Source organism: Cupriavidus sp. D39 (assembly GCF_026627925.1).
Classification (GTDB): domain Bacteria; phylum Pseudomonadota; class Gammaproteobacteria; order Burkholderiales; family Burkholderiaceae; genus Cupriavidus; species Cupriavidus ulmosensis.
This window is the reverse complement of the sequence record NZ_JAPNLE010000001.1, coordinates 1-20806: the sequence shown is the minus strand read 5'-3', so window position 1 is coordinate 20806 and position 20806 is coordinate 1. Positions and strand designations below refer to the sequence as shown.

Below are 20806 nucleotides of genomic sequence, written 5' to 3'. Positions count from 1 at the left end.
CCTGTAAAAAAAGCCCTCCACGAAGGAGGGCTGAGGACATCATTAGCTTTGGGTCAAGTAGCGGGTCGGGCTACAGAACTAGCTTACGGCCGGATTGAGCCGGTGGTGGCCCAGAAAGCTCACGAATTCAGCGAGCTTTCGGGGGAAAGGCCCGAGTGGCCTGGACAGCAGCGTGGTAACCGCCCCCGCCACCCTCCACCCGTCCATTTCATCCTCAAAATGGCTGTGGACCAGGCGGTCGAGGCAAATCACCTCAACGCCATCCGCCTCGATTGTGCCGAGCACGTTGGCGATCACCAGGCGCTGGGTGCCTTTGCGCTTCACCGTCACCATGCCGTCGCCAAGGCTCACCTTGCAGTCGTCTACCTTCATGCTGCCTCCTTCAATAGTTTGCGCAGATCGTGCGGCTTTTGGCCGCGCAGGAGCGCCAAGTCATCAACAAACGCGTCCAACACGGTGTCCATGTGCAGGAACGACGCGTCTTCCAGCTCTGGCGTAGCCCAGTCCAGCCCGGCCTGCATCGCGTCGCGCTTGTGTGCAACCATCTGGTCCTGGTAGACGTCGATGCTGCCCGGGAGATGGAAATACAGCACCTTGAGCACGCCCTTGCGGTCCCAACGCAACGCGCGGCGCATCGCCTGGTACTCGATGCGCCAGGTCCAAGAGCGGTCATAGAAAAGCACGTAGTCGGCCATCGGCAGGTTGTAGCCCGCACGACCGGAAGCCTTGGTGCAAAGCAAGCCCGTCGCGCCGCCACCAACAAAACGCTTGTCCTTGTCGGCCACGCGCTTGATGATGGGGATATCACCGTGGAACGGCACCGTCTCCACGCCACGCTTGTCCAGCTCGCTGGCGATCAGCCGGATCACGCCGGGGTTCTCAGCAAAGAGGATGGCCTTCTTGCCCTCTGCCGCGATTGCCTCCATGCGGTCGATTACCGCCCGTTGCTTGCTGGTCAGCTGATGCAGCCGCTCCACGCCCTCCAGGCCGTGTTGCGGATAGTTGGCAGCGAAGTGCACGGCGCGGATCCTGGCCAAGATGGTCAGCAAGTTGTTTGCCTTCCCATCCCCGCGGACCTTCCGATACCAATCGGCGAACTCGTCGGCCGCCTTCATGTACACCGCAAGATGGCCGGGATCCCACTCAGTCTCAATGACCTCTGAAACCGGGTCGTCGATCTGGATGTACCGAGCCACTTCCGGTTCGCAGACCAGCCGTCGCTTCACGTGCGGCGCCAGCATCTGGCGATACAGCGGCAAATTGCCGATCTTGGGCACCTCCCGCTTCGCCCCGTCCTGCAGGCTCTCCGCAAACTGCCAGGTGACCCACTCGAGCACAACGAAGTCGTTTCGGAACTGTTCGATTCCGCGCACCGCATGCTGAACCGTCGCTAGCCAGTTGGATTGCAGATACCCGCGCCGATAGCCGTAAGGCTGCGCCGCGGTACCGTCTCCACCAGTGAACGCGATCAAGCCGAACACATCGCGCGGATAGTTCGGAATCGGACTGCCGGTGAGAACGTATCGCCGGCGAGCGGACAGTTGCCATAGCGCGCGGCTCTGGTCGCTCATGGGATTGGCCAACCGCTCACCTTCGTCCGCCACCAGCAATCCAATCCGCCGGCGTAGACGATGGGCGTAGGTAGCCCGCAAGGACTGCCGTCGGTCTACCACCATGCGCAAGCGCTCATAGGAGATCAGGTTGATGCGGCTTAACGTGCCCAGGTCCTCCGGTCCGTTGATGATGTGCACCGCCTCGCATGGCAAATCCAGCTTGGCAAACTCCTTTTGCAGTTCGCTGATGAGCCGAGATTCGACCACGATCAGGCCGTGCCGAACCCCCGACAGCAGAATCAGTGCCACCGCCAACCGGGACTTGCCGCAACCTTGCTCCCAGGCCACGACCGTTCCCAGAGGCTTGAGCAACAGCTCGACCAGGTCATCCTGCTGGAACTCCCAGTCCAACCAACGATCAATGCCCAGCGCACGGGCCCGTGCGTGCAGGGCGGCCGCCATCTCCGGATACCGAGTGCGAAGCCCCTCGTGTACAGCTTCCCACCCCTCGGACTGGTTCTGGACCAGCGCCAGGGCGTTCAGCTCGTCAAGGGATACGGTATAGCTCTCCCCCGCCCGCTCATAGGTATAACGACCGCCGTCGGTACGGGCAAAGCTCAGCGTTTCTCCCGCTTTCACCACCGGGCTGCCCCAGCGAGTGCGATCGACGCAGAAGGTTTTGCGTGCTACCCCTTCCAGGGTCTCGGCAGACGCCGAACCCGCGATCCAGGCAATATGGCGAAGTGGCGTGGCCTGACGCAGGCTGCGCCGCAGACGGGCACCGAAGTGCGCCAAGAAGCCTTGTGCCAGAACAGGCTCACCGCCAGCGCTGCGAATCAAGCGCAGCAATCCATCGAACGCGGCCATCGGGTCAGCCTGCACCATGTACGTTTCGAGATCGAGCCTGGCTTGCCCGGCGTACCGGAAACCCTTGGGAAGACGTTGCCCGTCCAGGGCTACGATCCGCCGTTCGAAGATCCTGTTCAAGACCATAGCCTCGGTGAAGCCGCATTCAAAGCCCAGCACGATGCGTCTGCCGTCGTGGCCGATGCGTACCCGTTTCTGCGAGGTGACTGCCCTAGTAATTGCGGGGCCATCCTCATCCAGCAGCTGATGATTCAGGCGCGGATCACCGTACTTGCGATCGTCCCAATTCAGATCCAGGGATGGCAATCCGGCGTTCAGGCACTTCACTTCATCCCTAACCACCTTCTTGCCGTGGCTGCGATACCGTCCAAACACAGCGATCCCCGTGCGCACTTCTGCGCCCTCCTCTCGGAAGGCATTAGCCGGTAGCTCGAACACGCCGACCAGCCGCGAGAGCATGTCGACTGCAGGATCTGTCCAGCTGTGCAGCTCCGCCGCTAGGGTGCGTTCGATGAAGCTCATAGGGAGCAACGCCACGACAACCTGTGCAGCATCCAGAGCCTGCTGGAGCGCATACTCGTGACTGACTGCGCTGGTGTGCGGCCCAAACCGTCCCCAATGCGTCAGCCCATAGGGTTTCAGGTGAGGGGACTCCAGGTGAATCGAGAACGGCGGGTTGATCAGGGCCACGTCGAACCGCGTCGGATGGATGTCTTCCATCCCTGCATGCCGAAAGCTCCCTTCAAATCCCGCGGCCTCGAAAGCACCCTGCACCGCTTCAATCGTCGGTGCATGCACGTCAACACCGAAGACAACGTGTCGCGCAGGATCGGAGAACTGCACAAGACGGCCAGAGCCGACTGAGTTGTCGAGGATCGCCACCTTGCGATTCGGCGCCCAGTCAGCCACGACGGACCACATCAAGCGTGCGATCGTGTCGGGGGTAAAGAACTGGGACAGATGCTGCTGCCTTGCGGCGTGCAGCTCGCCCATATTTGCGATCTTGCCGGCCTGCGAGCCAAGGCTCACAAGTCCGCGCAGAGGGTCGTACCAATGGTTCATGAGAACTCCAGAAAGGAAAATGCCCCGCTCGATGACGGGGCAAATGGAATGGACAATGCGCAAATGTGCTCAGGTGGCTGTTGCCAGCTCCCAGCACCACCAATCGATGCAGTAGGTGTGGATCTTGTGACCGTCGACTTCAATCTCCGTGGTCGCGACCGGGATGACTTCCTCCCCGTCTCGCACCCGCGCCGCCCCCGAGTCGTCTACCTCGACAACATCAGGCAAGCGCTGGGCAAGCTGCCGGATGCTCGACAAGGGCAAGCTCAGGAACCGGCCAGCCGTGCCAGCGCGTGCCGTTCCAATAAGCCAGCAAGGAAAGATCGGCCGGCTCTTCGAGAGTCACCTGGACCTGCCGATAGACGCGGTCCTCCGCCGGCACAAACTGCTCTGAGAAGGCGACCCTTGTGAGGGTGCGGGATATGCCACCAGCATGCGGGGCGACTTCGACCGAAACAACCTCAACGAGGTTGCCTTCCTTGTCTCGAAACGTCTTTTGCATGGCGGCTCTCACTCCACTTCCGTGGTAGTGCGCAGGTGCTCTCGCATAAAGCCAGAGAGGGAATCCCACAGGCAGTGGGACAAACGAAATTCCCAACGCGTGTTGAATTGCGTGACATCAACCTCAGGGAACGTGCGGCGCTGCGGCGTGACGAAGCTCTGTGACAGTTGGAACTGCCGCAGACCCATTGCCGTCGCCTTGTGCCCACCGATCTCAGCAGCTGCCGCAAGCGACTGGAACAGGCGCCCTGCCTCATGCGCTGCGGCCAGTGCGAGCCGGCGCGCGTGCGTTTCGGTGTCGACCACCTCAGACAGCAGGTCCGCACGAACGATTGCCACTGCGCGGGTACGCTTTATCGGTAGTGTCTCGTGAGCGCCGAAGGCGTTCACCAACACCATCGCCGCTTGCCTGTAGGCAAGCTTCGTTCCCTCCTGGGAATAGACCTGCACCAGCAGACCCCAGAGAACATCCAGATCGGGCTCGCGGCCCATCTCGATCAGATCCCAAACGTTGTTTCTTCCGTCCAGCAACAGACGGGTTTCGTCAATTGCAAGCGGCGCTTCCGGTGGCGCGAACCGCTCGGACGCCCTGGCCACCATCTTGGTCACCAGCCGCTTGTAGAACCCGAACAGCTCGCGTTCGCGCTCCTGGGGCAGCGGCACTTTGACCGCGTCCAGTTCGCTTTCCGGTAGCTGGGATAGTTCAATGTTGTGCGCAAGCTGGTAGGCCTGGCGGCCGCTCTCTTGAGCCGCCTTGAAAGCGTTTGCAACGATGTTGTACATGATGGTGCTCCGAGACTTGGGAGCACCCCATCGGGATGCCCCCGAGGGTGAATGGATCGAAATGGTTAATCGCGCTCGGCCATGAAGGCCGCGCCGTGCTCGCCAATGAAGAGCATCAGCTCGTCGGCAAGCTGGTGCGACAAACGGAACTCCCACTGGTCCTTGAAAAAGACGAGATCAAGCCCCGACATTTGCCTCTTCTCGCGGTAGTTGTACTCGATCTGATACACATTGATCGCGCTCAGCTGCCGGATCAGCAGGTCATTGCCGACCGTCCCTGCGAACGTGGCCAGTGCCTGAAGGCACTGGGCTGTGTGCTCGTAGCTGTAGTAGGCAAGCCGGCGTGTGCCGCGGCCACCGGGCGCTGCCTCAGAGGTGGCGCCCTTACGAAGCACGACCGCTGACGCCGTTCGCTGAACCTCCGTCTTTCGGGCTAAGCCAAAGCAGCGAATCATCGTCTGCGCCGCTTGCTGGTAGGCCGCCATGGCGCCCCCGCCAGCGTCATACTCACGACGAAGGGATTCCCAGTAGGCATCGAGGTCGGGAATGGTGCCGCGGTCAAGAGTGCGACCGATGTCCAATCCGGCCCGCTTGCGCTCCTCGGACGCGTCGAGCTTCAGGGATGTGAACGGCGGTCCAAATCCGACACTAGACGGCGGCGTGATCAGAAAGGCGAAACGATTCCCGTTCTGTGGAGCTGATTAGTGTTTGTTGCCGACGGCATTGAGGGGCGGTACCGGGAGCGTCGGAAGGAGCCCGGAGGGCGAGTGCAGACGCTCCCGGTATGGCTCGCTTCGTGAAGGGATGACGCAGAAGTCGGGATGCGGTAGAAGAACAGCTTACCGCCGAAGAAACAGGCCCGACACCGGCACAAACTGCCAGGTTCACCCCGATGTCGAGCCCCACGCGCGCACGGGGCACGGGTGCCGGTCCAGTATGGCATGGCCCGCCCGCCCCGTCGATACCGTTTCGGCATTGACAGGGATTGCCGATGCTGGCCACGGGCCGCCTCTTTGTGTGCGCTCGCTGCCGGGCGCAGGTCATCGTTTGCCGCCGTTGCGACCGCGGCCAAATCTATTGCGACGGCGACTGCTCCGAGGTGTCACGCCAGGCCAGCCTGAGCGAGGCTGGCCGGCGCTACCAGCGCAGCCGTCAAGGCCGCTTTGCGCATGCCGAGCGGATGCGCCGCTATCGCAACCGCCAGAAGAAAGTGACGCATCACGGTTCCGTGGTGCCAGCCGCCAATGCTCTACTGCCGCTGACTTCGACGACGCCGGCCAATGCATCGACATCCGCTTCTGCCGCACGGGTTCCTGAACATTGCCACTTCTGCCACGGCGTCTGTTCTGGCTTCGTACGCCTTGGGCCATTGCGCCGTCGGGTCTTCCTTGAAGTTCCTACGACAGGATGCGACCCATGACCATTGGACCCGAACTCGAAGCGCAAATCCTGCGCTACTACCATGTCGAGAAGTGGCGCGCCGGCACCATCGCGCGCCAACTGCATGTGCACCGCGGCACTGTCCAACGCGTGCTGGCCCAGGCCGGATTGCCCCGGATCGGTGCCGTGCTGCGGCCCTCGCAAATCGATGCTTACCTGCCGTTCATCCATGAGACGCTGAAGAAGTTTCCATCGCTTACGGCTAGCCGCCTGTATGCGATGGTCACCGAACGTGGCTACCGGGGCAATGCCCACCACTTCCGGCACCTGATCTCGCGGCACCGGCCGCGTTCCGTTCCCGAGGCCTATCTGCGGCTGCGTACGCTGCCCGGCGAACAGGGGCAGGTCGACTGGGCTCACTTCGGTCATCTGCAGATCGGCCGCGCTCGCCGGCCGCTGATGGCCTTCGTGATGGTGCTGTCCTGGTCGCGGCAGATCTATCTGCGCTTCTTCCTCGATGCCCGTATGGACAGCTTCCTGGCCGGCCATGCCGGGGCCTTCGAAGCCTGGTCCGGCTTGCCCAGGGTCCTGCTCTACGACAACCTGAAGAGCGCAGTCCTTGAGCGCCAAGGGGATGCGATCCGCTTCCACCCGACGCTGCTCGCGTTTGCTGCGCATCATCGCTACGAGCCCCGCCCCGTGGCCGTCGCTCGGGGCAACGAGAAGGGGCGCGTCGAAAGAGCAATCAGGTTTGTACGGGATAGCTTCTTTGCCGCGCGCAAATTCGTCGATCTCGACGATCTCAACGCTCAGGCTGCGCTCTGGTGCGCAGGTGCCGCCGCCGATCGCCCCTGCCGGGAAGAGCCCACGATCAGTGTGCGCGAAGCCTTCGCCCGCGAACAGTCCAGTCTGCTCGCGTTGCCGGAGAATCCGTACCCGTGCGAACTGCAACTGGCCGTGAAGGTCGGCAAGACGCCGTACGTGCGCTTCGACCTGAACGACTACACGATATGCGCAAGTGAAGAACGATTTCCGGATACTCGCAGGCTGTGTTAAAGCGGACACCCGCACAAACACAGCAGAGGATCTGCACGATGACAGCAAGACGAACGACCATCCGGCAACTGCCGCTGACCGAGGTCGTTGACCGCGACACACCCGGTGCGACGCCGGTCAGCATCACCGCCTCCGAGGGCGGCACTATCTATCACACGGTCCCACTCGCAGACCCTGACACCGGCAGGCGACGCGACGCCCGCCCGCAGTGGATCGCAGGCACTTTCCCTCTCTTTCCCGTTGTCCGGCTCGCTGACGGCGCGCCGTGGGCTGAGGCAAACGTCTGGCTCATTGATATGATGGAGTCGAAGTCGTCGCCAAACATGCTGACGTTCGCCAGCATCGCAGACGACCTGGTGGCGTTCCGTCGTTATCTCGATGACGAGGACGTCGACTGGCTGATGTTCCCCGCGAACAAACGGCAACGGCCCACCTACCGCTACAGCGCCTCGATCAGGCTGGCTGTGCAGGCAGGCGAACTGTCTCCGGGCGTTGCCAGGCGTCGTATGGGTGCCGTGGTGCGTTTCTATCGCTGGCTCATGGCCGAAGCAGGCTTCAGGCCCGCAAACGCGCCGTGGGTCGAATCTGGCCGTTTCATCGAGTTCAAGGACCAGAAGGGCTTCAGCCGCGCGGTCGAGGTCAAGACTACCGACCTGTCGATCAGTGGTCGGCGCGCCGAAGACCCGTGGGACGATCACATTCAGGACGGCGGTCGCCTGCGCCCACTGTCCTCTTGCGAGCAGTCGGTGCTGCTCCAATCGTTAGCCGCACTCGGCAACACCGAGATGACGCTCGTTCATCTGTTCGCGCTGTTGACAGGCGCTCGTATCCAGACGGTACTGACCGTGCGAGCGAAACACGTGATGCGCAAGCCTGGCGGGTATCACGGCGACGACATCCGCCTCGCCTGCGGGCCGGGTACGGGCATCGACACGAAGGGCGGAGTCAAGGGCGTGTTGCACTTGCCGCGCGGTTTGTACGAGCGGCTGTACATCTACGTGCACAGCGATCGTGCTCGCAAGCGTCGCCAGCTGGCAGACGGCGGCGATCATCCCGACCAGCCGCTCTTTTTGAGCCATCGCGGTGCGCCACTCTACGAGGATCGCGCGTCGCGTGCCCCGCTCAGCGCTGGCCCGCAGGTACGCCGCCATGTCAAGACCGGGCAGGCCGTGCGCCAGTTCATCAGGGACGAACTGTTGCCCGTGATGCGCGTGCAGCTTGGCAACCCCAGGTACGAGTTCAGCTTCCACGACCTGCGCGCCACCTTCGGGCTGAACATGGTCGACACGATGACAGCGAATGAGACGAAGTACACGCGGGCGCTCGATCAGTTGCGGCAGTTGATGTGGCACGTACAACCGTCTACGACCGAGCGCTACCTCGCTTACCGCGAGAATTGCAAGCTGTTCGACGCGGTACAGGACGGCTGGGGCGCGCATCTGTCGACGCTGGTTGCGCGCACCCTCGACACGGCGGTGGCAGCATGAGTCGCCAGTACGAGGAAGTGCACATGCCGCTCGCGGAGGGCACAACACTGCTGCACCCCGAGCGCGCGCTGCTCAAGTGGGAAGGCACCAACAGCCGTTCCGATATCGGTCAGATCTGCTATCTGACGCGTGACACGTCAAGTCCGCAGCGCACGCGACACACTTTCGAGCACTCAAGCTTCAGCAGCGAACGCGCCAGGGTCGTGCGCCTGCTGGTGACCCAGATTTCCGGGCGTATGACCCTTGGCACGAGGCGCCCGGAGACGATCTCCATGTATTTGCGCGTCGTGCTTGAGTTCGTCAACTGGGCCGACAGGCAGGGCTTGCATCAGACGCTTTGTCACGAGAAGGCTACGGCGGAGGCCGTTCATCGCTACTTCCGTGAGAAGCGCGAACAGGTCTCGCTGGGCAACCTGAAGCGCAATTCCGTCGGCACCAATCAGCGTTATCTGTTGTCGATGCTACGTGAGTTATTTCGAAACGACGACTTCTGCGCCGATGAGAAGGTGCTACGCCGTCAACTGGATGCTTCTGTGCCGACGGCTGTGCCTGACGCCGGGGCACAAGCCGCCCTGCTCGCGTGGGCTGACGCGCTCTTCAGCGGCATCAGCACGCTGGTGCTCGACTTCAAGCCGTACCCGGTGCACGTGACTACCGCGCGAGGTGAGAGTCTTTGCCTTGTTCCGTACAGACACCATCGTCGCGAAGGCGACGGCTCGCACGGCCTGGCCGGCTGGAATCTGGAAACGGGAGAGCCGCGCACCCGGGAAGAACTCACGATGCGCATGGCGGAGGCTGGCGCTAAAAACCCTTTTAAGCGTTCGGGGGACATCGCGACGCGTGCGGCTAAACATTTTGCGGCGGCGAACGAGGACGCGCAGTCACCGATCCGTCGCTCACATGCTTCGATGGCGGTCTTTTGCTTTGCCGCGCTGTTTCTGGCCGAAACGGGCGTCAACCCCGCACAACTGCTGGCCATGAGGTGGAGCCCGGAGTTTGCCGCGAGCCTGCAGGATGCGTCGGTTGCACGTCAGAAGTTTCGTGAGGTCAAGTACCGTGCAGGCGGTAGGGACGTTACGTTCACCGTCTCGCTGGGCTTCATGCCGAAGCTCAAGGCGTATCTGGCATTGCGCGAGTATCTGGTGCAGGACGCAGACTACGACGGACTGTTCATGGTAGTCGGGTGTTCTGCACAGAGACGACAGCCAGTGGGTCTCTCACCCCAGTTTCTGGTTCAGCTTTACCGTCGACTCGACACGTTCGGGATCGTGCTGCCACGCATTAGCGCACGTCAATGGCGTGCGGTGAAACAGGATTGGGCGGTGAGCAACCACGGCCCTGTCGTCGCAGCCACGCTGATGGGGCACTCGCTGGTCACGGCGCTGCGCTCGTACTCCAACGGTACGGATGCCGCGCACAAGGCTGAGATGGGCGCGTTCCTCGCTTCGGTCGAGAAGACCGTGCTGAAGCCCGGCGACGACCCAGCTGGCAGCATCAGGGGCGCGGTGGGCATCTGCATCGGGTTCCACAAGCCTGCACCGATCGCGGACTCGGTCACCGTGCAGCCTGACTGCCGCTCGACCGAAGGGTGCCTCTTCTGCGACCAGTACCGCGTGCACGCCGACGCCACCGACATCCGCAAGCTGCTGGGCTGCCGTCACTGCATCAGGCTCGTGAGTGGGCGTGCTGGATCGGTCGAGCAGTACGACAGCTCGTTCGGCGCGGTGCTGCGCCGCGTTGACTTCCTGCTGGATGAACTGCGTAAGCGCGACGCCGCGCTGGTCAATCAGATCGAGCAGGACGTTGATATTGAGGGGAACCTGGACGCTTTCTGGTCGACGAAGCTCGACCAGCTTTACGAATTGGGAGTGGCATGAACAACACGCTGATCTCACCGATCGCTGAGTGCCCCGACTGGTATCGGGTCGAGGATGATACGGTCGTCACGCGCGACAAGGCTGGAAACGCGGTTTCGCTGTTTGGTGACGACGCCTGGGACATCCAGGCATATACGATCGGACTGCGTCGCACCCACATCCATTTCAGGGGACACCTGCCTGACGGCGCGAGTCGCGCCCTTTCAGAGGCGACTACGCGTCAGTGGAAGCAGGTGATGTACTTTCTGATGCACGAAGTTACCGATACGGTCCCGGCGTCCGGTACGCTACACGCTCGTTCAAATCACCTGAGGGCGTTCGCGTTCTTTGCCGCCGCACGTCAGCTTACGCTCTACGAGGGCCTGTCCACTGTCGCTGTTGTTCTGGACTATGCGGCGCAAACCGGGATGGAGACGAAGGCCCAGATCCTTCATTCGATTCTGGTAAAGCTTCACCGTCTGGGCGTCGGGACCACAGGGCTGCGCGTACCACTGGGCCAACTGCACAAGCCTCTGCTCGAGCGCTTCGCGCAACGTGCTGGATACTCACAACACCCTGTCATCCCGACGCGGATCTACCAGCACTTCCTGTCGGCCTGTGAGCATGACCTCAGCATCGCAGAGGGCGTCGCTGACATGCTGTCGGACTACCTCGCACGCAGGTACGCTGGAGAGAGGCCGGGCGTCTCTGTGGAACTGGCGAGGACTGCTTTGCACTTCGGGTGCAAGGACTCCCCTTACGTTGTGTCGTTTCTTGTAGCGGCGATCGGCGGGCTATGCCAGCTTGTCATCCTGTCGTTCACCGGCATGCGTGCGGCAGAAGCGGAGAACCTGCCGTACAACTGCCTGAGCGAGACCCGTCTGGATGGCGTGACGCACTACACGATCGAGGGCATCACGACCAAGCTGTCGGGCGGTCGTTCCAGGCGCGCATGCTGGGTGACCAGCCAGCTCGCTGCCCGTGCCGTCAGGCTCGCGCAACGGCTGTCGGGCGAGGCACACCGTGCGCACTGCGCGCAGGGCTACGCCGAATCGACGGACGGTTCGCACCTGCTGTTCTGCCGGATGGGGCTGCGTTTGGGGTACGTAGCAAACCGGGCGGCGAGTACCGTTCATAACGATATCGAAGCCTTTCGTGAGCGCGTCTTCCCGACAATCACGGTCGAGGACATCGCTGAACTGAAGCGTGTCGACATGCACCGCGCGTGGGAAGACGAGCCGAAGTACGCGGTCGGGCAGCAGTGGCCGTTCACGCGCCATCAGCTTCGCCGTACCCTGGCCCTCTACGCCCATCGGAGCGGACTCGTGACGCTGCCGACGCTCAAACGTCAGTTGCAGCACGTCACGCAGGAGATGAGCATGTACTACGCTCGTGGCTCGGCATTCGCTAAGGGCTTCATCGACGCCGACAAGACCCACTTCGCGAAGGAATGGGCCGGGGCACAGGGCCTGTCCGAGTACCTTGCATACGCCGAGCAGGTGCTGTTCTCTGACGAGCGGCTGTTCGGCGGCCACGCAGCGTGGACGCAGAGCCGTGCCGTGCAGGCCTCGCCTGTGTCGGTCTACTCACGCGAGCAGACGGTGAGGATGTTCGTGAAGGGCGAGCTGGCGTACCGCGAGACGGTGCTGGGCGGCTGCGCCAGTGTCGAGCAGTGCAAGTCGACGCCGCTCGACTGGATGCGTCTGGATTGCCTTGAATCGGACTGCCGTAACCTCGTGGTCGTGCCATCGAAGCTTCGGCGCGTGATCAACGCGCAGCAGGTTACGGTCGCGAAGCTGCGCGCGGTCGATGAGACGAGCGTCGAATACCGGATCGAGGCGCAGGTGCTTCAACGACTGCTTGACGCGCAGGAGAAACTGATCAAACCGGAGGCAGCATGAGCGGCGCCATGACCGACTACTATGCCGCCCTTGAGCGGCTGAAGAACCGCAAGGGTGCGCGTATCAACAACGACACCGTGGCGATCGAGGCGGGCCGCAAGAAGGGCAGCATCAAGAAGTCGCGCCCACAGTTCACCGAACTGATCGCAGCGATCGACGCGGCCAACGCAGTGGCCGGGCGCCCGAAGCTCGAGCTCACCGAGCGTCTGAACCGCGCAAAGGGCGACGCGAAGGATCTGCAGGCACAGCTTGACGAATCGCTGGCTCGTGAACTTGCTCTGCTGCATCAGGTGTTCCGCCTGCGCAAGGAACTGGCCGCGCTGCGTGGCGGTAGCGTCCTGCCCTTGCAGCCGCGCTAGATTGCGGCGGGCATCTTCGCTCGAAATCAGCTGCGAAACTTGCGACTGAAGATGGACATTCCGACGGTCGTTGTGTCCATTTTTTCTGCTGACTTTATGGACACCAGGCAGCCTGCTGATTCCAGTATTTTCAAGGCTCTGGCTGATGTCCATTTTTCTCTCTTGCGCGTAACTCGATCCCGCACACCCATGTGCAGCGCACACTCACGGTACGGGCCGATCCCCGGCAGGTACGCATTCTCGATGGTGCCGATCTGCTCGCCACCCATGGGCGCAGTTACGATCGCGGCGCGCAGATCGAGATTGCCGCCCACATTGACGCCCTCGTTGCGCGCAAACGCGAAGCCCGCCACCATCGCGGCCTCGACCATCTCACCAGAGCCGTGCCGGCCAGCCAGGCGCTGATGCTGCGTGCCGCTGAACGGGGCGGCAATCTGGGCAATATCACCACCCACCTGCTGCGGCTGCTGGACCGTTATGGCGCTGCCGAACTGCAAGCAGCAATCGACGAAACGCTCGCGAGCGATGCCGCACCACACCAGAACCCAGTGCGTCTGGCGCTGGAACGCCGGCGCGAGGCGCGACACGCGCCTCCGCCAGTGCTCGTCAATCTGCCCGAGCACGTCCGGCACAAGGACAGACCGGTGACACCCCACCGGCTCGACATCTATGACCAACTCACGGGAGAGGCCGATGACCACGCCTGAGAATCTGCAAGCCCGGGCGAACGCCTTGCGCCTGGTTGGACTGCTGGCGCACTGGCCGGAGGTTGCGACCGAGCCATGGGTCGCGCCGCTGCTGCAGTGGGAAGAAGAAGAGCGTGCCCGTCGCTCGCTGGAGCGACGCATCCGGGATGCCCGTCTGGGCAACTTCAAGTCACTGTGCGACTTCGATTGGACCTGGCCATCGCGCTGCGACCGGGCCACCGTTGAGGAACTGATGTCGCTCGAGTTCCTCAAGGATAAAGCCAACGTCGTGCTGATCGGCCCGAACGGCGTCGGCAAGTCGACGCTGGCGCTGAATCTGGCCTATCAGGCGCTGGTGCACGGTCATACCGCGTTGTTCACCACCGCCGGCCAGATGCTCGGCGAACTGGCCGCGCTCGACAGCGACTCGGCCCTGCGCCGACGCCTGCACCGCTATGCAACCCCGGACGTGCTGGTCATTGACGAAGTCGGCTACCTGTCCTACTCGAACCGCCACGCCGACCTGCTGTTCGAACTCGTCAGCCGCCGGTATGGGGCCACCAGTACGGTGGTCACGACGAACCGGCCGTTCGCCGAATGGTCGGAGGTGTTCCCCAATGCCGCCTGCGTCGTCTCGCTGGTCGACCGGCTGGTGCATCGCGCCGAAGTCATTGCCATCGAGGGTGAGTCCTATCGGGTCAAGGAAGCGCGGGAACGGGCCGAACTGCGCGCCAAAAGACGCCATACCGCCCGTATGGAGAAAAAGTAATGAAAAGCCTCGCACACCTGCCCTCGGGTATCGTCCGCGGGCTCGACTTCTTGATAGACGGGGACTGGACGCCCGAGCAGGCACTCGCCGTCTTCGAACTGCTCAGCGATCTGCGCGCGCGAATCTGGATGCGCTACTCCACCGAGTTGCATGACCTGATTCGCGCGCAGCGAGCGCCTCCTGACGATCCAGAAGATATCCTCGACAATCTCTTCTGAACCATCCGACTCGCCCGGCGGCGGTCACTGGCCGCCTGGTGTTGTTGACGCTTTTACTCAACCTTGCGCCGCCGTTTATGCGCGGTTTTACACCGCCGCTAACAAGGGACGCCCCCGGAGGCGCGAACTCCTTGCTGGCCCGCATTAGGATGCGCCCCGCGACGTGCTCGCAGAACGCGGCAAGCTCCCGCGCTGTGGAGTAACCGCTACGAACTTCCGCACTGTAGAGGTGCGACTCCAACCCCGGCAGTTGCGCCCTCTCAAAGTCGACAGCGGCTTGATAGGCGGCCTCGGCAGCCTTCTGGGCATCGATGAACTTGGAAACGATTGCGTTGTACATGGCTTTGTAAGTGAAAAGCCGGAAACGCCCCCTCCGGGAGCGCCCCCGGACGGGTCGATAACGTGGTTCTGGTTCAGTGGTGACCAAGCACCGGCGCTGCCGCCGTTGGTGTCCAGCCCAGCGCCATCCAGTACGCGACGGGATGGTCGGGGAAGTCGGGTACAGCACCGAGATACAGGGAGGTACCTCATCCGGTCCGCGCATGCCGGCCCAGTATTCCTCGCGGTAACGCCGGCTCAGCAGTGACCAAGTGAGTTCCGCGCGGGCGATATGGTCCCAGTTCGTTGGCAGCATCGCTTCGTCGAAGCGCTTTGCGCCCCGCGAGTTCATGCAGGCGACGACCTCGTAATGCCGTCCGAAGTCGTGGGAAAAGCCCTGGCGTTGGAACGACAGTTGCTCCGGTGGCGGAAAGCCGAAGATCCGTTGCAACTGCCGTACGTACACGGCGGTCTCGCTGCGCGAGCGCGCCATGTAGTCTGGATCTCGGACCTGAGCGCACGCCTCTTCGGCAGGGACGGGCCCGACTTCGATTCGGATGGGGAAAAGGTTCATTGTGGCTTCCAAGAAGTATGGTCCGGGAAGCCCCACTGGGGGCGTTCCCCAGTGGGTGAGAGTGCGAACGACCGGCCTTACGCCTGGCCGATCTGGCTATTGCCGGCGTCCAGCGTAGCGAGCGCCCTAAGCAGACAGCCAACCAGAAGCAGCGCGCCTATCGCGCCGCACGACAGCATTTGCTGCAACAGAACAGCGTCGTCCTGCGTCGTCATCAGGCAGTACAGGACCGAGAGCAGGTCCTGCATCAGCGCGACAAGAACACGGGCGGCGAAACGCGTGGAAAAGATCATGTTGGCTCCGCGTGGAGGGAGCGTCGCCCATGGGGGCAAGCCCCACGGGGTGGAAAGAGGAGAGACGAATCAGTAGTGGTCCATCAAGAATTGGCCGCCATGCTTCTCGACGAATGCAAGCAGCTTGTTGCCGAGCTCGGTATCGAAGCGGAACTCGCACCAGCCTTTAAAGAACGCTAGCTCGAGACCCGGCAGCGGCACCGCCCGTCTTCCCATGCAGCCGTACAGATTGAGCGGGAGAAGCTCAGCCGCGAGGTCATCCATGTCGCAGCTTTCAGCGAAAGCCTTCACCGCGTTGAGCGCGGCATCCATGGTCTGGACACTTGTCGAAGTCAGGCGTCCGGCTTCGGACACCTGGAAGCTCTTGCGCAGCACCACGGCACCGACAGGCCTTCGGTCCAAGGCGAGCTTGGACAGCACGAACCGGCGGGTGTTTTCGATAGCAGCGTGTCGAGCACGATCGCAGGAGCCAGCGTGGGCGCCAGCAATACGCGACGGCTGTGATGCCTGTTGGGAAACGAATTGCATGGGAATGCTCCGAAAAGGGAACACGCCCATCCGGGACGTGAGTCCCGAGAGGGTGAAGACTGCCGGCGTGGGCCGGGCAGTTTGTGCTAGCCATCGTGGAGATGGCGGGGTCGATGCGTCTGAGACGCGAGAATTGCCGAGAGAATACCGCAAAGCCGCCAACGGTGGAAGACCCGGCCTAGCCGCGACGTCCTTGTATGCGCAGGTGGTTGATGACGGCCCATCGATACCGCTCGCGCTCAGCCGGATCCTGCAGATGCGAGAAATCCGGCATCGGCCCGCCGCCGACGGCGGAGCCATCATCCTCGTGGGTTCGGCCGGCATCGATGGCCTCTTGCCGGTACAACTTCGCCATTCCCCAGCCGATTTCCGAGAATGCAACGTAGTCCCAACGACCAGGGATCAGCTCCCTGTTGAACCAGGCCACCCCGGCGTCCGACACCAGGGCAACCACGTCATAGATGCTACCCACGGGGGACGGGTTCGCCCGCACCTCAAACCTCAGCACCTCCGGTTCGGGATGCCAGAACACGCGGTCCAACATACGCCGGAAGGCGAAGGCATCAATCGTGGTCAGGGCCTGATAGTTCTCGCCCCCAGGCGGGACCATCTCCCGCTCCGAGGCGGGACGCGGGCCGAGCGAAACCTCTCTCATGGAAGCAGCGGCATTACCGTAAAAGCGACGCGAAATCATACAGCTTTCCAAGGCTGACGCCACCCAGTCTCGGGCCAAAATGCTCTCTGGAAAGCTGCGCCCACCTTGACATCGCTGGCGGGCCGGTAGGCTAGAACTACCCAACAATACTCCGACACCATGCGATTTACCCGCCGCGAACGTTACCAACCCATCGACTTTAACCAGCGCCAACAGGCTGCGTTCGCCCGCAAGCAGCAGAAGGAGCAAGCGCGGTATCCGCTTTTTTGCGAGCACATCCAGGCTGAGCAGCACGATGCAACGGAGGAGATCACCCGCCGCCAAAGAAGGGCAGACAGTATGGAGCGCACCATGCGGGAATTGGACGCAAGACATTGGCGGCACGGCCGCAGGATGTACTTCGCGCAACCTGAGACAGTCCGCGCCGTGATCCGCGCGCGGTGGGAGGCCTGGGTTGGCCCGACCTCGCCGACGTACTTTATCTATGTTGTCGAAAGCGTGACCGGCGAAGGGGAACGCAGGAGCGCCGCGGCGCGAACTGCGTATCAGGCAATTGTGGATAGGCGCCCCGCCCCTCATATCCAAACGCCGATGAGGCTGGCGTGATGAGGTCGACTGATGAGCAGCATGCCGTCGTAGAGGCAGTCCGAACTGGCAAACCGATCAAGGCGAAGGCCTACGCCGGCGCAGGAAGGACATCGACCCTGCGCCTTGCGGCCGACGCTCTGGAATGGAACCGCGTCCGCCTCGCCGGAGACTTCCGCTTCCGCCAAGGCGATGACGCCAAGCTGACCATGCCCGCGGAAGATAAGCGTCTGTTCTACGTCGGCGCGACCCGGGCTAAGCAGTTGCTGGACACATCCGATGTGCATCGCGACATACAACGCGTCTTTCTCGACGCAGGAGTCTGAACCATGCCCCAAATCCGAATTGGCGCCGAGGAACATGACCTCGGCGATGTACAGGAGCACCCGGGGCGCTATTCGCGCGTCCTTGAAGTGGCCAAGATCCGGCCGGGCTATGCAGAGTGCGGCTGCACCGCCGGCCGGCCGCGGCCGCGGGTCGTGATCCGCCGCCACCGGGACATCTTCCTGCTCGCGCGCTGGCCCGATGAGGCCCATCTCCACGACAAGGCATGCCCGTTCCATCGCAAGCAGGGGCAGAGCGGGAAGGCCGGCACCTCCCTCGATGCCTTTCGGCAGGAAGCTGGTATCCACGACATCCGCCTCGACCTCTCCATGGTCCTCAGCTCGAAGTCCCCGGCTCGACCGAAGAGCGAAGCATCCTCGCCAAGGGCTTCCCGCGCGCAGCGCCGTAGCGCTGGCCTTCTGGCGTTTCTTGAGTATGCCTGGGAGCGCGCCGGCCTCAATGTTTGGCCTGGCTCGGGTCGGCGCAACTGGAGCGCCTGCTGGTCGCAGCTCACGACTGAACTGGACGGTTGCCGCATCAATGGCAACGCCGACGAGACGGTACTGCACGTCATGCAGCCGTGGCATCCAGATCGCAAGGACCAGATCCTGGCCGACCTTGCGGCGTTCCAGGCGCGACTCGCACCGACGCCAACGACAACGCCACGCGGCATCGTCATCGGCGAAATCGACAGCATTGGCCCGAGCAAGTTTGGATACCAGCTGATCCTGCGCCAGAGCAGGAATGTCTACTATATGTCCAAGTCCCTGTACGCCAAGCTGTGCGAATCCTATTCGCCCGCTGTATCAGCAATTGGCCAACCCGAACGTCGCGCGATCGCGGTCCTCGCCGTGGAACTGACCGCGAGCGGAAACCGTAGCGTCGTCGACATGGCTGCCTTGCTCGCGAACCGCGATTTCCTCCCCTGTGACTCGTCGTTCGAGGTCGAGATGGCTGATCACCTTATTTCCCACGGCCGGGCATTCGAGAAGCCGGTACGACACGTCGACCGGAAAGCCGTTCACCCGGACTTCGTCCTGAACGACTGCGCCTCGCCCGTGGTGATCGAGGTGCTTGGCATGTCCGGCAACGCGGCCTACGACGCGCGCCAGGCTGAGAAGCGTGCCTACTATCGGCGGGAAGGCATCGCCTGCATCGAGTGGACGCCGTCGGTACAGCCTCTGGCGTCGCTAGTCCTGCCACCAACTGCCCAATAGGACCATGCCGAAAGAAGCTCAAGTCCTCTCAGACCCGCTAATCGCCGAGGCCCTGGCCATCGTACAAGCCAATCGCGCCGGATCGATCCCGCTGCTGCAACGCCGGCTAGCCGTCGACCCGCTGACAGCCGAAGCGCTTTTGCAGGCCATAGCCAACGAGACCGGCGTGATTCAACGGCTTCCAGGCGGCGTGTACACCTACACGCCGCCGGCAATCGCCAGGAACTCGACGCATTGCGCGCCTTCGCCAGACAAGCACTGTCCGCGTCTCACGAACGGCTTCTGGACAACGCAGCATTAACTGCGCTTGCCGCCTCGCATGGCCTAGCGCCCCGGGTCGATGAAACTTGACATCGACACTCGCGCGTTACGCTTTTGGACGACAAAACTCTGAACGCACGAATGGGCTATATCAATCCGCTATTCCAATTGCCTGCAGCTGATAGCCTTCGCCGCCTCCCGCTCGAACAACGGCGCGCGATTGCATTGGTGTTTCGCCAGCTACGAGATCAGGCCAACACGGAGGCAGAGCAGGCGTGTCGCCGGCGGAAGGGACCGATGGCATCCTATTGGCGATCCGTGGCCACCTACGCCCGTCACACGGCACACGTCCTTGAACAGAAGACGGAGACGGCAGCCCCCGAAGACACTTCCCAACGACAATCGTCCAATGGCTGAGCAAACTGCCATCGCTTGGTGCGACAGCACCTTTAACCCGTGGATGGGCTGCACCAAGGTCAGCCAGGCCTGCGACCATTGCTACGCGGAAGTCTCGACACCCGCCCGCGCCTTGGGGATATCCTGGGGACCAACGGCAGAGCGCAGACGCACGACCGCGGCAAACTGGGGACAGCCGCTGCGTTGGCATGCGCGCCGCGCCGAGTTCGAAACGGCACACAACCGCCGCCGCCGCGTATTCTGCGCAAGCCTAGCCGATGTGTTCGACAATGCCGTTGACCCCCAGTGGCGCCAGGATCTGTTTGAGCTGATCCGCGCCACGCCATCGCTCGACTGGCTGTTGCTAACGAAGCGCATTGGCAATGCCCCGTCGATGCTGCCCCCGGATTGGGGCGCCGGCTGGCGCAATGTGTGGCTCGGCGCCACCGTCTGCAACCAGGCCGAGGCCGATCGCGACGTGCCAAAGCTGTTGAGCGTGCCTGCGGCGATCCATTGGCTCAGCGTCGAGCCGCTTCTCAGCAGGATCTCGCTGAATCCTATCTGGTTGCGTAGCGATCCCTTTGAGACCCAACCGCCGCGGCGCGTGGGCTCCGAACAGGTCGACTGGGTCGTCGTCGGCGGAGAGAGCGGCCCCAACGCACGGCCGATGCATCCCATTTGGCCCCGCGACCTCCGTGACCAATGCCGTGAAGCCGGCGTTCCGTTCCTGTTTAAGCAACACGGCGAATGGCTGCCTCTGAATGAGGTGCCGACGGAGCCTGGACGGATGGTTTATGCAAGCGACTCTCAGGGCGAGCTCCACTCATGCGCCGCCGCGCTCATGAAGATGGTCGGAAGGACGGTAGCCGGGCGGCACCTCGATGGCCAATTGCATGACGCCTTTCCAATCTTTCGACAACAAATGACCGAGCAATGCCGAGGGCTCCAGCCAACCGGTCACCCTTCCCACCCGCCGCAATGATTAGCAATACAAACGACTTTACCGACGAGGCAAGCATCGCGACCATTCTGGCCATCCGCGGTGCCATTCAGTTGGGCATGCGGGGCGGCCCTCAGGGTCCAGCCGGCCATTGGCTCAATGAATTCTGGCATGTCGGACAAGCTGCGGCCCAGGACGCCCAGCTCGTCTCCGGCTTTCAGCGGAAGGCCGCCCAGG

Annotated in this window: 22 protein-coding genes and 2 pseudogenes; 16 read left to right on the top strand and 8 right to left on the bottom strand. The window is 62.7% G+C overall.

What is annotated here, in order from left to right:
* Window positions 1–78: 78 nt before the first annotated feature.
* The 5 genes from OMK73_RS00120 to OMK73_RS00100 all read right to left on the bottom strand — a co-directional run bounded on the left by OMK73_RS00120 (window position 79) and on the right by OMK73_RS00100 (window position 5347).
* Window positions 79–372: a hypothetical protein gene (locus OMK73_RS00120; protein WP_267600175.1), complete on the bottom strand. Its 294-nt coding sequence runs from the start codon at window positions 370–372 to the stop codon at window positions 79–81.
* Complete coding sequence (locus OMK73_RS00115) at window positions 369–3482, bottom strand: DEAD/DEAH box helicase (protein WP_267600679.1); 3114 nt, start codon at window positions 3480–3482, stop codon at window positions 369–371. The genes OMK73_RS00120 and OMK73_RS00115 overlap by 4 nt, the downstream gene beginning before the upstream one ends.
* Window positions 3483–3702: 220 nt before the next feature.
* Window positions 3703–3984, bottom strand: coding sequence for a hypothetical protein (locus tag OMK73_RS00110; RefSeq protein ID WP_267600174.1), 282 nt, complete (start codon window positions 3982–3984; stop codon window positions 3703–3705).
* A gap of 8 nt (window positions 3985–3992) precedes the next feature.
* Window positions 3993–4766 (bottom strand): hypothetical protein, encoded by a 774-nt coding sequence (locus OMK73_RS00105; RefSeq protein ID WP_267600173.1) that lies wholly within the window; start codon window positions 4764–4766, stop codon window positions 3993–3995.
* A 65-nt stretch (window positions 4767–4831) separates the two neighbouring features.
* Window positions 4832–5347: a hypothetical protein gene (locus OMK73_RS00100; RefSeq protein WP_267600172.1), complete on the bottom strand. Its 516-nt coding sequence runs from the start codon at window positions 5345–5347 to the stop codon at window positions 4832–4834.
* Window positions 5348–5757: 410 nt separating this feature from the next.
* Between OMK73_RS00100 and OMK73_RS00095 the strand changes: the two genes are divergently transcribed.
* From OMK73_RS00095 to OMK73_RS00050, 10 genes and pseudogenes are all read left to right on the top strand, one after another.
* Complete coding sequence (locus OMK73_RS00095) at window positions 5758–6186, top strand: hypothetical protein (RefSeq protein WP_267600171.1); 429 nt, start codon at window positions 5758–5760, stop codon at window positions 6184–6186.
* Window positions 6183–7202 (top strand): IS21 family transposase, encoded by a 1020-nt coding sequence (istA, locus tag OMK73_RS00090; protein WP_267600170.1) that lies wholly within the window; start codon window positions 6183–6185, stop codon window positions 7200–7202. Before OMK73_RS00095 ends, istA begins: the two co-directional genes overlap by 4 nt.
* 38 nt (window positions 7203–7240) lie before the next feature.
* The gene (locus OMK73_RS00085; RefSeq protein WP_267600169.1) at window positions 7241–8689 is read left to right on the top strand and encodes a site-specific integrase; all 1449 of its coding nucleotides are present in this window, start codon (window positions 7241–7243) and stop codon (window positions 8687–8689) included.
* A complete protein-coding gene (locus OMK73_RS00080; RefSeq protein WP_267600168.1) occupies window positions 8686–10566 on the top strand; it encodes an integrase in 1881 nt (626 codons plus the stop codon). Before OMK73_RS00085 ends, OMK73_RS00080 begins: the two co-directional genes overlap by 4 nt.
* On the top strand, window positions 10563–12446 hold the full coding sequence (locus tag OMK73_RS00075) for an integrase (RefSeq protein ID WP_267600167.1): 1884 nt from the start codon (window positions 10563–10565) through the stop codon (window positions 12444–12446). The genes OMK73_RS00080 and OMK73_RS00075 overlap by 4 nt, the downstream gene beginning before the upstream one ends.
* A complete protein-coding gene (locus OMK73_RS00070) occupies window positions 12443–12805 on the top strand; it encodes a hypothetical protein (RefSeq protein WP_267600166.1) in 363 nt (120 codons plus the stop codon). Before OMK73_RS00075 ends, OMK73_RS00070 begins: the two co-directional genes overlap by 4 nt.
* 191 nt (window positions 12806–12996) lie before the next feature.
* Window positions 12997–13047, top strand: a pseudogene (locus OMK73_RS38600) (hypothetical protein); the annotation flags it as partial.
* 141 nt (window positions 13048–13188) lie between these two features.
* Window positions 13189–13512 (top strand): hypothetical protein, encoded by a 324-nt coding sequence (locus OMK73_RS00060; RefSeq protein WP_267600164.1) that lies wholly within the window; start codon window positions 13189–13191, stop codon window positions 13510–13512.
* The gene (istB, locus tag OMK73_RS00055; RefSeq protein ID WP_267600163.1) at window positions 13499–14260 is read left to right on the top strand and encodes an IS21-like element helper ATPase IstB; all 762 of its coding nucleotides are present in this window, start codon (window positions 13499–13501) and stop codon (window positions 14258–14260) included. The genes OMK73_RS00060 and istB overlap by 14 nt, the downstream gene beginning before the upstream one ends.
* Complete coding sequence (locus OMK73_RS00050; RefSeq protein ID WP_267600162.1) at window positions 14260–14478, top strand: hypothetical protein; 219 nt, start codon at window positions 14260–14262, stop codon at window positions 14476–14478. Before istB ends, OMK73_RS00050 begins: the two co-directional genes overlap by 1 nt.
* A gap of 969 nt (window positions 14479–15447) precedes the next feature.
* On the opposite strand, the gene OMK73_RS00045 is transcribed toward OMK73_RS00050, so the two are convergent.
* The 3 genes from OMK73_RS00045 to OMK73_RS00035 all read right to left on the bottom strand — a co-directional run bounded on the left by OMK73_RS00045 (window position 15448) and on the right by OMK73_RS00035 (window position 16885).
* Window positions 15448–15663: a hypothetical protein gene (locus OMK73_RS00045; protein ID WP_267600161.1), complete on the bottom strand. Its 216-nt coding sequence runs from the start codon at window positions 15661–15663 to the stop codon at window positions 15448–15450.
* 69 nt (window positions 15664–15732) lie between these two features.
* On the bottom strand, window positions 15733–16041 hold the full coding sequence (locus OMK73_RS00040; RefSeq protein ID WP_267600160.1) for a hypothetical protein: 309 nt from the start codon (window positions 16039–16041) through the stop codon (window positions 15733–15735).
* 328 nt (window positions 16042–16369) lie between these two features.
* The gene (locus OMK73_RS00035) at window positions 16370–16885 is read right to left on the bottom strand and encodes a hypothetical protein (RefSeq protein ID WP_267600159.1); all 516 of its coding nucleotides are present in this window, start codon (window positions 16883–16885) and stop codon (window positions 16370–16372) included.
* Window positions 16886–17005: 120 nt separating this feature from the next.
* Here OMK73_RS00035 and OMK73_RS00030 point away from each other — a divergent pair, with 120 nt between their 5' ends.
* The 6 genes and pseudogenes from OMK73_RS00030 to OMK73_RS00005 all read left to right on the top strand — a co-directional run.
* Complete coding sequence (locus OMK73_RS00030) at window positions 17006–17452, top strand: hypothetical protein (protein ID WP_267600158.1); 447 nt, start codon at window positions 17006–17008, stop codon at window positions 17450–17452.
* The gene (locus tag OMK73_RS00025) at window positions 17452–17757 is read left to right on the top strand and encodes a 3'-5' exonuclease (RefSeq protein ID WP_267600157.1); all 306 of its coding nucleotides are present in this window, start codon (window positions 17452–17454) and stop codon (window positions 17755–17757) included. Before OMK73_RS00030 ends, OMK73_RS00025 begins: the two co-directional genes overlap by 1 nt.
* A gap of 3 nt (window positions 17758–17760) precedes the next feature.
* Entirely contained in the window at window positions 17761–18972 is a 1212-nt protein-coding gene (locus tag OMK73_RS00020; protein ID WP_267600156.1) for a DUF1173 family protein, read from the top strand.
* A gap of 4 nt (window positions 18973–18976) precedes the next feature.
* A complete protein-coding gene (locus tag OMK73_RS00015; protein ID WP_267600155.1) occupies window positions 18977–19273 on the top strand; it encodes a hypothetical protein in 297 nt (98 codons plus the stop codon).
* A gap of 369 nt (window positions 19274–19642) precedes the next feature.
* Window positions 19643–20611: a phage Gp37/Gp68 family protein gene (locus OMK73_RS00010; RefSeq protein WP_267600154.1), complete on the top strand. Its 969-nt coding sequence runs from the start codon at window positions 19643–19645 to the stop codon at window positions 20609–20611.
* A pseudogene (locus OMK73_RS00005) lies at window positions 20608–20806 on the top strand (hypothetical protein); the annotation flags it as partial. The gene OMK73_RS00010 and the pseudogene OMK73_RS00005, both read left to right, overlap by 4 nt.